Source organism: Shewanella sp. 4_MG-2023, from assembly GCF_030548015.1.
In the GTDB taxonomy this organism is placed as follows: Bacteria; Pseudomonadota; Gammaproteobacteria; order Enterobacterales; family Shewanellaceae; genus Shewanella.
This window is the reverse complement of sequence record NZ_JAUORL010000012.1, coordinates 91,666-103,512: the sequence shown is the minus strand read 5'-3', so window position 1 is coordinate 103,512 and position 11,847 is coordinate 91,666. Positions and strand designations below refer to the sequence as shown.

Sequence of the window (11,847 nt, the reverse complement as noted above, 5' to 3'; positions counted from 1 at the left end):
AAAATAGCGACAATTTGCTGAAGTAGACTCGGTTAAGTTTAAATTGTATGTATTATTTAATATATTGAATTAAATCATTTTTTATAATGTTTTAAACTATCGTCTAATTTTATTTGTTTAAAGTGAGCTGTAAATTAGCCATCGAACTCAAAATTCAGATAGATTTCGCCTCCGATAGAGTGTGATCTAATTCATACTTTTGCAAACCTGTAGTATACTACGGGTCGGATTTCAAGCCCGAACCTGTGGAATGGTCATTCTCTATATTGAATGACGTTCAGTTTCGCTGTTAGGCGCAATAACAAAGAGGAATGTTGCCGTGCTAGAAGCATATCGTAAACACGTCGCAGAACGTGCTGCAGAGGGTGTTGTCCCTAAGCCATTAGATGCACAACAAGTGGCTGAATTAGTGAAGTTAGTTGAGACGCCGCCTGCTGGTGAAGAGGCCGTGATTCTTGACTTATTAGAGAATCGTATTCCCCCAGGTGTTGATGAAGCTGCCTACGTAAAAGCAGCATTCTTAGATGCAGTGGCTCAAGGCACTGTATCGTCACCCATCCTTTCAGCTGAGCGTGCTACCGAGCTATTAGGTACCATGCAGGGCGGTTACAACATTGAACCGCTTATCGCTCAATTAGATAATGATGCACTTGCGCCAATCGCGGTTACTGCGTTATCAAACACCTTGTTGATGTTTGATGCCTACCACGACGTGGTAGAAAAAATGCAAAAAGGTAATGCTTTTGCTAAGCAAGTTGTTGAGTCTTGGGCCGAAGCAGAATGGTTCTTAAACCGTCCTAAATTAGCTGAAAAGATCACCTTGACCGTATTTAAAGTATCAGGCGAGACAAACACAGATGACTTGTCTCCGGCTCCTGATGCATGGTCTCGTCCAGACATCCCATTACATGCTTTAGCGATGCTGAAAAATGCCCGTGACGGTATTGTACCTGATGTTGCTGGCGCTGTTGGTCCAGTTAAAGAAATCGAAGCCCTTAAAGGCAAAGGTTACCCGCTTGTTTATGTGGGTGATGTTGTTGGTACCGGCTCTTCACGTAAATCAGCGACTAACTCAGTACTATGGTTCATGGGCGATGATATCCCTTATGCGCCAAACAAGCGTGCAGGTGGTTTCTGCTTAGGTGGTAAAATTGCCCCTATCTTTTTCAACACCATGGAAGATGCAGGCGCGCTACCAATCGAGCTTAACGTAGACAAGATGAACATGGGCGATGTTATCGACATCTATCCATACGAAGGCGTCGTTAAGCGTAACGGTAGCGATGAAGTTATCTCTACGTTCGAGCTAAAAACCGAGGTACTGCTTGATGAAGTACGTGCTGGTGGCCGTATTCCATTGATCATTGGCCGCGGGTTAACTGACCGTGCCCGTGAAACATTAGGCCTTGCGGCTTCTGAAGTGTTTGTTCGCCCACAAGATGTGGTTGCAACCAATAAAGGCTTTACGCTGGCACAAAAAATGGTTGGTAAAGCATGTGGTGTTAAAGGTATTCGCCCAGGTCAATACTGCGAACCTAAAATGACTTCAGTTGGTTCACAAGACACCACAGGCCCAATGACCCGTGACGAACTGAAAGATTTAGCATGTTTGGGCTTTAGCGCCGATTTAACCATGCAGTCTTTCTGCCACACTGCGGCTTATCCTAAACCTATCGATGTGAACACTCACCACACCTTACCTGATTTCATCATGAATCGTGGCGGTGTTGCACTGCGTCCAGGTGACGGGGTTATTCACTCTTGGTTAAACCGAATGTTACTACCTGATACCGTTGGTACTGGTGGTGATTCACATACCCGTTTCCCAATCGGTATTTCATTCCCAGCCGGTTCTGGCCTAGTAGCATTTGCTGCTGCAACAGGTGTTATGCCTCTTGATATGCCTGAATCAATTTTGGTGCGCTTTAAAGGTGAAATGCAACCAGGTATCACCTTACGTGACCTAGTTCATTCTATCCCGCTTAAAGCCATTGAAATGGGTCTGTTAACGGTAGAGAAGAAAGGCAAAATTAACGCTTTCTCTGGCCGCGTATTAGAAATTGAAGGTCTTGAGCAACTTAAAGTTGAACAAGCATTCGAATTATCTGATGCATCAGCAGAACGAAGTGCTGCAGGTTGTACGATTAAGCTAGATAAAGAGCCAATCATTGAATACCTAAACTCTAACATCGTGATGTTGAAGTGGATGATTTCTGAAGGTTATGGTGACCGCCGTACCATCGAGCGTCGTATTACAGCGATGCAAGAGTGGTTAGCAAACCCAGAGCTAATGGAAGCAGATGCAGATGCTGAATATGCTGAAATTATTGAAATCGATTTGAACGATATCAAAGAGCCAATTCTTTGTGCGCCAAACGATCCAGATGATGCGGTATTACTATCATCAGTTGCAGAAACAAAAATTGACGAAGTGTTTGTTGGTTCTTGTATGACTAACATTGGTCATTTCCGCGCAACCGGTAAAATGCTAGAGAAGTTTGCCACGACCTTGCCGACTCGCTTATGGATTGCACCGCCAACTAAGATGGATAAAGACCAGTTAACTGAAGAAGGTTACTACGCGATCTTTGGCCGTGTTGGTGCGCGTATTGAAATCCCAGGTTGTTCACTGTGTATGGGTAACCAGGCACGTGTTGCTGAAGGTGCGACCGTTGTTTCAACTTCAACACGTAACTTCCCTAACCGTTTAGGTACAGGTGCAAATGTGTACTTAGCATCAGCTGAGTTAGCAGCAGTAGCGGCATTATTAGGCCGTCTACCGTCACCTGGAGAGTACCAAGACTACGCCAAAGAATTAGATGCTACAGCGTCTGATACTTACCGTTACTTGAACTTTGATCAAATTGATTCTTACACTAAGAAAGCTGACAGCGTGATTTTCCAAACTGCGCTTTAATCTTTAAAAAGATGACTGACGTTTAAAAGCGTCAACTGAAAAATGCCAGCGATTAAGCTGGCATTTTTGTGTCTTGGAATTGGGATTTTGAGCGGATAGCCATTACTTTTTGATGACTAAAAATGCCCAAACCAAGTTTGGAAATACCAAACTAAGAGTATTTGATATTCATATCAATCAAGGGTTCACGTGAACCTTTTTCGGCACGAAGTCGTGCTAAATACCGTTCCCAGATTTCCACTTGTTGATTACCCAGTTCAAATAAAATCTTCCACGAAAACAAGCCGGTATCATGGCCATCATCAAAAGTGATCTTTACCGCGTAATTGCCTACTGGTTCAATGCCAGTGATATTGACGGCTTTCTTATGAGTCACAAGAATAGGGTTACCATGGCGCTGCACTTCAGCAGAAGGGGAGTGAACCCGTAACATTTCACAACTGATATTGAATACTTCACCGCTTTCAAAGCTCACTTCAAGCAGTTTAGATTTACGCTTTAACTTTAGATTAGTAACAACTGGGCTTTTGTCTTGCTGGCTCATGAAATAGCTCTCTTTTAAGATGCTGTCAGCAACAGTTAAGTTCGCTTGCTGGCAATGATAGACAATAAAAAAGGTGATAGGCCATTGTGGCACTAATCACCTTTATTTTGCTAATCCTGTCGATGCTAAATTAGTTTTAGATCACAGAACGCTTTAGCTTACTGCAAAAGTAAATTCAAGCAGCGCTTAAAGAATGAAGCGACTTAAGTCTTCATCTTCCACTAAGGCGTCTAGGTGATCATTGACATATTCAGCATCAATCATGAATGAGCTACCTGATTTTTCAGAAGCGTCATATGAAATCTCTTCCATCAGCTTTTCCATCACAGTATGCAGGCGACGAGCACCGATGTTTTCAGTGGTCTCGTTCACTTGCCAAGCCGCTTTAGCAATGCGTTCAATACCACATTCACTAAATTCAACTTTAACGCCTTCAGTCCCCATTAACGCCACATATTGCTCGGTTAATGATGCATGTGGCTCAGTTAGAATACGTTTAAAGTCATCAGCGGTGAGTGCACTTAGCTCAACACGGATTGGTAAACGACCTTGAAGCTCAGGGATTAAATCCGATGGCTTAGACATCTGGAATGCACCTGAGGCGATAAACAAGATGTGGTCGGTTTTGACCATGCCGTGTTTAGTGGTCACAGTACAACCTTCGATTAATGGCAGTAAGTCACGTTGAACCCCTTCACGTGATACGTCAGGGCCTGAGCTTTCGCCGCGCTTACAAATCTTGTCGATTTCATCTAAAAATACGATACCGTTTTGCTCTACCAAGTCGATAGCTTGCTCTTTCATGTCTTCTTGATTGACAAGTTTTGCAGCTTCTTCTTCGATAAGCAGCTTGAAGGCTTCTTTAATTTTAACCTTTTTACGGTTTTCTTTAGTTTGCCCCATGTTTTGGAACATACTTTGAAGCTGATTAGTCATCTCTTCCATGCCTGGAGGTGACATGATCTCAACACCCACTTGCGGCGCGGCTAAGTCGATATCAATTTCTTTATCGTCTAGCTGGCCTTCACGTAATTTCTTACGGAAGATTTGACGGGTATTTGAATCATCTTTCTTTTCAGTATCCCAGTCTTCTTTTGGCTTAGGCAATAGGGCATCAAGGATGCGCTCTTCTGCAAGCTCTTCAGCGCGATGACGGCCTTTTTTCATTTGCTGTTCGCGGGTCATTTTCACGGCTGAGTCAGTTAAATCACGGATGATTTGCTCAACTTCTTTACCGACATAACCCACTTCAGTGAATTTAGTGGCTTCTACTTTAATGAAAGGCGCATTAGCTAGTTTTGCTAAGCGGCGGGCAATTTCAGTTTTACCGACACCGGTTGGGCCAATCATTAAAATATTCTTTGGCGTCACTTCTTGGCGAAATGAGGCTTCAAGTTGCATGCGTCTCCAACGGTTACGAAGCGCAACGGCTACAGAACGTTTAGCATTTTTTTGACCAATGATGTGCGAGTCTAGCTCATGGACAATCTCGCGTGGGGTCATTTCAGACATAGATAATTCCTTACGTGCTAATTTAGTAGTCGATTTGCTCAACGGTTTTATGTTGGTTGGTGAATACACATATATCACCGGCAATCGTTAATGATTTTTCTGCAATGTCACGGGCACTTAAATCGGTATTTTGTAATAAGGCTAGCGCAGAAGCGTGGGCATAGTTGCCACCAGAACCAATTGCAATTAGGTCATGCTCAGGCTGAACCACATCGCCGTTACCGGTAATGATTAATGATTCTTTGGTGTCGGCGACAATAAGCATGGCTTCAAGGTTGCGGAGCATTTTGTCGGTGCGCCAATCTTTGGCGAGTTCAACGGCTGATTTTAATAAATGGCCTTGATGCATTTCGAGCTTGGTTTCAAAACGCTCAAAAAGAGTAAATGCATCGGCTGTGCCGCCAGCAAAACCTGCGATAACTTTATTTTGGTATAAGCGACGCACCTTACGTGCATTGCCTTTCATGACGGTATTGCCAAGGGATACTTGGCCATCACCTGCGATGACAACTTGATTATTGCGGCGAACGGAAACGATAGTAGTCACGGTAAATCCTCTTAACGACTGCAGCGTAAAATAGTCTGCTGCTGGTTGATAAACTAGATATGGGGGTGGTTAATAGAAATTCAAGGGAATAAAAAAGACGCTAACAATGTTAGCGTCTTTTTTGAGTTGTTTATAAGTTCTTGGCTACTGAGGCTGAACTCTCACTTCGCTAAGTTTAGTATTCCCATAGCCAAATTTGGCAGCCATTAATGCTAGCACGCTGCAATTTATGTCTGGCACGCTCTGCGGCACGTTTTGACTCAAATGGCCCTAAGATCACTTTATGCCACACGCCAGTCGTGCCTTGGGTCGCTCTCACTTGGGCTTCTAGACCTTGAAAGGCAATCACGGCTTTCATTTCTTCAGCCTGAGCAAGCTTTCTAAATGAGGCGCATTGCATTTGGTAAGGGCCTTGAGACTTCATCGCACCTTCTGGCACTTCAATATCAATACTTTTATTTTCTAGCTCTTCCAAATAAGTCCACTGCTCCGTTGGCTTTGGCGGCAGGGCATTAGGGTCTTTTTTCGCAGGTTTTGGCATTGGCTTTTCAACCACTTGGCTTGCTGGTGCTGACTCAGGCGTAGCATCATCAGAACTACCACTGATAAACCACAAGAAATAACCAAAACCGCCTAACAGTAAAATGACCACCAAGGTCGGCAAATAAGGAATAGAGCGCTTTTGCTGAGCTGCGCCTCTCTTTTTAGATGCCGAACGTTTTTTGGGACTAGGCTTTTTATTAGCGTAATCTCGGCTCATTTACATACGCTCTAAGGTTTCGATGCCTAACAGCGACAAACCGGTTTTTAAGGTTTTTGAAGTTAACTGCGCCAATAATAAACGGCTTTGTTTTTGCGCTTCAGTTTCAGCGGCAAGCACAGGGCAAGCTTCATAAAAACTTGAGAATTCACTGGCTAGCTCATAAACATAGGCACACATAACATGTGGCAAGCCTTTTTCTGTCATGCGAGTTAATACTTCGCCAAACTGAGCAAGCTTAGTGCCGAGTTGCTTTTCTTTATCGTGTTCAAGCACGATTTTAGCCTGACTTAAGTCAACATCTGCTGCACGTTTAAAGATGCCTGCAACACGGGTGTAAGCATAAAGTAGGTACGGAGCGGTATTACCTTCAAAGCTGAGCATTTGCTCAAAGCTAAAGATATAATCGCTGGCGCGGTTTTTTGAAAGGTCAGCATATTTAACCGAGCTTATTCCTACAACGCGAGCCACTTCAAGGAGTGTCTCTTCGTCCATATCAGGGTTTTTGCTACGCACTAATTCAACGGCGCGAGTGTTTGCTTCATCGAGTAAATCCACTAACTTAACGACGCCACCACTACGGGTTTTAAATGGACGACCATCAGGGCCATTCATGGTGCCGAAACCTGTGTGCTCTAGCGATAAACCTTCACGGACGAAACCGGCAGTATTAGCCAGTTTGAATACTTGTTGGAAATGCAGTGCTTGGCGCAAGTCGACAAAGTACAGGGCGCGATCGGCTTTTAGTACATTTGAGCGATAACGCATTGCGGCTAAATCAGAAGTAGCATATAAGTAGCCGCCATCTGCTTTTTGAATAATAACCGGCAGAGGCTCGCCTTCTTTGGTGCGAAACTCTTCTTGGAATACCACTTTAGCGCCATTACTTTCACTTAGTAACCCTTTGGCATCTAAGTCTTTAACTACTTGTGCTAGGTCATCGTTGTAAGCGCTTTCGCCATGAACATCTTCACGGGTTAAGGTCACCCCAAGGCGTTTATATACGTCATGACAATGGGCTAACGAAATATCATTAAATTCACGCCATAGTTTGTTGCAGTATTCATCACCTGATTGCAGTGATACGACTAAGTTACGGGCGCGGGTAGCAAAGTCGCTTGATTCATCAAAACGTACTTTTGCTTCACGGTAGAAGGTTTCTAAATCAGATAGCTCAAGATCAGCTTGTTCGCCATGAGCTGCGCGAAGCTCTTCCATATATGCCAGTAACATGCCGAACTGAGTGCCCCAGTCACCCACATGGTTTTGACGAATGACCTTATGGCCTAAAAATTCTAGTGCGCGTACTACACTGTCACCAATAATGGTTGAACGTAGATGACCTACGTGCATTTCTTTGGCAAGGTTTGGTGATGAGTAATCAACTACAATGGTTTGTGATTCAGGTAAGGTGATCCCTAAATGCTCACTGTTTAATGCATCTTGCAGTTGATTCGCTAAGGCATTTTCATCAATAAAGAAGTTGATGAAACCAGGGCCTGCAATTTCAACTTTAGCCACATGGCTAGATGCCGGTAGGTTGTCGATGATTAGCTGAGCGATATCGCGCGGGTTCTTTTTAGCAACTTTGGTTAGCATCATCGCTAAGTTAGTGGCTAAATCACCATGAGTTTTATCTTTAGTGCGCTCAACTTGAATGCGAGCCTGAAAATCAGCTGGGACAATGCCTTGTTGCTTAAAAGAGTCGACGGTTTGTTCTAGTAAAGATGCAATATGTGATTTCATGGGCGTTTATCAGCACTAACTTAAAGTAAAAGACAGGAGTAACCGACTATTTTAGCCGCTTTTGATACTCGAATGCTATCTCGATAGTGTTTTTATTCGAGATTTTTTAAAAAATTCAGCAACGCGAATTTAATTGTTGGATCAGACAAGCTGATTACATTAAATCTTGCGGGTCGCGGTCAATGCTCCAGCGGCATTTTTTACTTTCAGGCAATGCTTCAATGGTTGGCAGTACTTGCTCAAAAACCTGTTGTAATCGTTGTCTATTTTTAGCTTGAAATAATAACTGACGGCGGTATTTGCCCGCTTTACGATCCAGTGGCGCAGGCATTGGGCCAATGATTTCAAACTCTTTATCTTGGGGTAATAAGCTGGCCACCTGATTGAGAAAGCTATCGGCATCTTCTGCTAAATGGGCATCGGCTCTAAGCAGCACCATGTGCCAAGCGGGTGGTAGCAGGGCTTGTTGGCGCTCAAGTAATTGCCCGCGGGCAAACTTACCATAACCGTGCTGCAGTAAATCCCTTAATATGGGGTTATCACTTTGATGGGTTTGTAGTAATACTTTACCGGGCTTATCAGCACGGCCGGCGCGGCCTGAAACCTGGGTATAAAGCTGCGCAAAGCGCTCTGGCGCTCGAAAGTCAGCGCTGAATAAAGCGCCATCGACATCCATTAATCCCACTAAAGTCACATCTGGAAAATGATGCCCTTTAGCTAGCATTTGGGTGCCCACTAAAATTTTATATTCACCTTTTAAAATGCCGTTGAGCTGTTTTTCTAATGAGCCTTTTCTGCGGGTGGTGTCACGATCGATCCTCACTACCGGATATTGGGGAAACTCTTGTTCTAAGGCTTGTGCCAATTGCTCTGTGCCGGTGCCATGGCCCATTAACATGGTGCTGCCGCACTCATGGCATTGATGAGGAATAGCATATTGATTGCCACAATGGTGACAGCAGATTTCATTTAAACCTTGATGAACAGTAAAAAAGGCATCGCAGCGATCGCATTCATGCAAATGTCCGCACTCATGACAAAGTAGGGCTGGCGAAAAGCCACGGCGGTTTAGAAATAGTAATACTTGGTTGCCCGCATCTAGGTGCATACGCATTTCATTGATCATTGAGGCGCTCATGCCGGCCTTAAGCGGATGGGAGCGAATATCGATAATTCCTTGCTTCACTTTTTGGGCTGCACCTGCGCGTTCGCCGAGTTCTAAGTGGGCATAACGGCCTGAAATGGCATTCTGTAGCGATTCTAGCGATGGCGTTGCCGAACCTAAAATCACTTGAATATCTTCTAAGTGGCCGCGCATAACAGCTAAATCGCGGGCGTGATAACGCACCCCTTCTTGCTGCTTAAAGCTGCTGTCATGTTCTTCATCAAGAATGATAAGCCCCGGATATGCCATTGGGGTAAATAATGCCGAGCGAGTGCCGATAATAATCGCGGCTTCACCGCTACGGGCCTGACGCCAAGCCTCTAAACGCTGGTTGTCAGTTAATGCGGAGTGAATAACGGCAATATTGACATCAAATCGGCGCTTAAAGCGGTTAATGGTTTGCGGTGTTAAGCCTATTTCAGGCACCAAAATCAGCGCTTGTTTACCTTGCTTTAGGATAGTTTCTAATACTGACAAATAGACTTCGGTTTTACCAGATCCAGTAATGCCCTCTAATAAACTGCAATGAAACCCTTGCTGCTGATTAAGGATAGATACTGCCACTGCTTGCTGTTTATTAAGTTTAAGTGGGGTTTCTGTCATGACCAATTGTTGACGCCAGCTTAAGTCGGCGGCATTGGTGATGTGTTGGCGCTCAACCCAGCCTTTATCTTCAAGGGCTTTTAAGGCCACTTTACTGAGCTCTTGGGTGGTAAATTCATCTTGGCTGATGGCCGACTGCTGCAGTAATTCGAATAATTTCTTTTGTGCTGGCGCTCTTTTGAGCACGCTGATATCGACTTGCTTGCCTTGCTCGTTTAACGCAAATACAGTCACAGTCTGCGGTTGAGCACTTGACCCTTTACGCAGGGCAACCGGTAAGGCTTGGCTGAGCATTTGCCCTTGGCTGGCAAAGTAATATCTTGCCGCCCAAAGTGTTAATTTGTACAAACTTTCAGGCAGTAACGGTTTATCATCCAGCAGTTCAGTGATAGCTTTAATCTTGTTTGCTGGCACGTCGCAGTCATCTTTAATGGCAGTAATAAGCCCAATTAGTTGCTGTCGACCAAAAGGCACTTTTACCCGCAGTCCAAGCTTTATTTGTGCTACGTTGGCTTCAGGGATTTGGTAACTAAAGGTTTGCCGCATGGGAACGGGCAATGCAACCTCAACAAACACAGGCATAAGTCATCATCATTCAGAATTGTGAAGCTCTAGTTTACTCCAGCTAGACCGTAAATAAATAGGATAAGAGAAAATTGATGTTAAAAGGATTATTTAGCAAACATACCCTAGCACTGTCTGTGTTTTTATTTTCGTTTAGTGCCCAAGCAGCGCTGAGTCATATCAGTATCAATAGCCGCCATTTTAAGCTAGATCAGCATCCGCAATTAAAGCTTAATATTGTGGCCGCTAACGATGATCTTTCACGGCTGAGTTTTCACTTACGTCAAACCGTTGGAGCAAATGAGGTTGTTGAGGAGTTAATGCTGCAACCTGTGAGTCGCTTTATGCTCTATGCCATAGGTGTTGATGATGTCAGTGACCCTAATGCTAAGCTGATTGTCAGTGAATATAAGGGCAATAGCTGGCAGCAGTATGCGGTATTGTCGGTATTTGATGCCCCTTACATAAAGCCAAATGGTCGCAGTGATATTAAAATCGATGCCGCTAAAGCACTCAAAAAAGTCCCGTTAGCTGCAACACCAGCCGAAAAGGATCCTATTATTGTAACGGCGAGTAATAACAGCAATAACAGTCAAGCTTGTATGGTTGAGCGTAATAACACTGAGACCTTATGGGGGATTGCGTCACGTTATGCGACATCGTGGAATACCCATGTTTATGGGGCGATGTTAGCGCTTTATGAGGCCAATCCTCAGGCGTTTTCTCAGCAGAAAATTCACTTAATCAAACAAGATGTGCCATTGCGATGCCCGACAAAAGTTCAGTTGAATCAATATATAACAAAGGCTGATGCGAAGCTTGAATTTGAGTCGATAGAAGCTAAACACCGTAGCCAATAAATAGCACTTGTTTGGTCTGGACACATACTGTACTATTGCGCGCCTAAAACACTATTGTTATTAACGCATGTGGTGCTCAACTTCGGGTTGGGAGAGCGACGTGGCCTCTATTAAAAGGTAATCCAAATGAAAACAGGTATCCACCCAGACTACGCTGAAATTACTGCAACTTGTACTTGTGGTAACATCATTAAAGTAAATTCAACTGCTGGTAAAAACTTGCACTTGGACGTATGTGGCGCATGTCACCCATTCTACACTGGTACTCAGAAAGTTGTAGACACTGGTGGTCGTATCGACAAATTCAACAAGCGCTTTGGTGCACTTGGTAAAAAATAATTGCTCTTGCAATTATTTTAAGAAAAAGACGCTTCGGCGTCTTTTTTTGTAGCTGTCACTTTTTACACAAATTTATTTTCAGCTGAATAAAGTTTTTGGTTATAAATTATATAAACTCAACTGAGTTAATAATATTGTTATTTAGACAAACTTTTGACAAGTTTAAGTAGCATTTTACGGTTTTTATTAGCAAATCTTGTTATTTGTCTACATTTTTAAGTCCTTGATTCTTAATGTGATGGTTAATTTTTTGATTAAAAAATATAACTTGACCAAATTCTAATTATTAA

Annotated in this window: 9 protein-coding genes; 3 read left to right on the top strand and 6 right to left on the bottom strand. The window is 43.6% G+C overall.

What is annotated here, in order from left to right; all coding sequences use genetic code 11:
* Positions 1 to 319 precede the first annotated feature (319 nt).
* A complete protein-coding gene (acnB, locus tag Q4546_RS08910) occupies positions 320 to 2,917 on the top strand; it encodes a bifunctional aconitate hydratase 2/2-methylisocitrate dehydratase (protein WP_303446123.1) in 2,598 nt (865 codons plus the stop codon).
* A 151-nt stretch (positions 2,918 to 3,068) separates the two neighbouring features.
* On the opposite strand, the gene Q4546_RS08905 is transcribed toward acnB, so the two are convergent.
* From Q4546_RS08905 to priA, 6 genes are all read right to left on the bottom strand, one after another.
* The gene (locus Q4546_RS08905) at positions 3,069 to 3,461 is read right to left on the bottom strand and encodes a gamma-butyrobetaine hydroxylase-like domain-containing protein (RefSeq protein ID WP_303446137.1); all 393 of its coding nucleotides are present in this window, start codon (positions 3,459 to 3,461) and stop codon (positions 3,069 to 3,071) included.
* A 186-nt stretch (positions 3,462 to 3,647) separates the two neighbouring features.
* Positions 3,648 to 4,973 (bottom strand): ATP-dependent protease ATPase subunit HslU, encoded by a 1,326-nt coding sequence (gene hslU / locus Q4546_RS08900; RefSeq protein ID WP_303446122.1) that lies wholly within the window; start codon positions 4,971 to 4,973, stop codon positions 3,648 to 3,650.
* Between the two features lie 22 nt (positions 4,974 to 4,995).
* A complete protein-coding gene (hslV, locus tag Q4546_RS08895; RefSeq protein ID WP_076538501.1) occupies positions 4,996 to 5,520 on the bottom strand; it encodes an ATP-dependent protease subunit HslV in 525 nt (174 codons plus the stop codon).
* A gap of 175 nt (positions 5,521 to 5,695) precedes the next feature.
* Positions 5,696 to 6,280, bottom strand: coding sequence for an SPOR domain-containing protein (locus tag Q4546_RS08890; protein WP_303446121.1), 585 nt, complete (start codon positions 6,278 to 6,280; stop codon positions 5,696 to 5,698).
* Positions 6,281 to 8,026, bottom strand: a complete 1,746-nt coding sequence (gene argS, locus Q4546_RS08885) for an arginine--tRNA ligase (RefSeq protein ID WP_303446120.1) — start codon at positions 8,024 to 8,026, stop codon at positions 6,281 to 6,283.
* A 154-nt stretch (positions 8,027 to 8,180) separates the two neighbouring features.
* Positions 8,181 to 10,376: a primosomal protein N' gene (gene priA / locus Q4546_RS08880; protein WP_303446119.1), complete on the bottom strand. Its 2,196-nt coding sequence runs from the start codon at positions 10,374 to 10,376 to the stop codon at positions 8,181 to 8,183.
* 77 nt (positions 10,377 to 10,453) lie between these two features.
* Here priA and Q4546_RS08875 point away from each other — a divergent pair, with 77 nt between their 5' ends.
* Complete coding sequence (locus Q4546_RS08875; protein WP_102440016.1) at positions 10,454 to 11,218, top strand: FimV/HubP family polar landmark protein; 765 nt, start codon at positions 10,454 to 10,456, stop codon at positions 11,216 to 11,218.
* 126 nt (positions 11,219 to 11,344) lie between these two features.
* Positions 11,345 to 11,557, top strand: a complete 213-nt coding sequence (rpmE, locus tag Q4546_RS08870) for a 50S ribosomal protein L31 (protein ID WP_076538513.1) — start codon at positions 11,345 to 11,347, stop codon at positions 11,555 to 11,557.
* The last annotated feature ends 290 nt before the right edge of the window (positions 11,558 to 11,847 follow it).